Origin of the sequence: Corynebacterium sp. MSK044 (assembly GCF_030232825.1) — a bacterium.
Classification (GTDB): Bacteria; Actinomycetota; Actinomycetes; order Mycobacteriales; family Mycobacteriaceae; genus Corynebacterium.
Map to the genome: position 1 here is coordinate 1 of NZ_JASPJJ010000069.1, position 479 is coordinate 479.

The 479-nt window shown below is 55.3% G+C and carries 1 rRNA gene; it reads left to right on the forward strand.

From position 1 onward, the window contains the following. Nucleotides 1-479, forward strand: a 23S ribosomal RNA gene (locus QP994_RS11115); the annotation flags it as partial.

A 479-nucleotide genomic window follows, 5' to 3' on the forward strand; every position in this document is an offset into this window, starting at 1 on the left:
CACCTCGATGTGTGTGATGGCGTGCCTTTTGAAGAATGAGCCTGCGAGTCAGCGGCATGTCGCGAGGTTAACCCGTGTGGGGTAGTCGTAGCGAAAGCGAATGCTAATTGTGTGTTGTTAGTGGCATGTCCTGGACCCGAAGCGGGGTGATCTACCCATGGCCAGTGTGAAGCAGCTGTAAGAGGTTGTGGAGGCGCGAACCCACGTAGGTTGAAAACTGCGGGGATGAGCTGTGGGTAGGGGTGAAAGGCCAATCAAACTCCGTGATAGCTGGTTCTCCCCGAAATGCATTTAGGTGCAGCGTCGCGTTAGTGTGCCGGAGGTAGAGCTACTGGTTGGTTGAGCGGGACTATCATCTTAGCAATGTCAGCCAAACTCCGAATGCCGGTTTACATGGTGCGCGGCAGTGAGACTGTGGGGGATAAGCTTCATAGTCGAGAGGGAAACAGCCCAGACCGCCGGTTAAGGCCCCTAAGGGT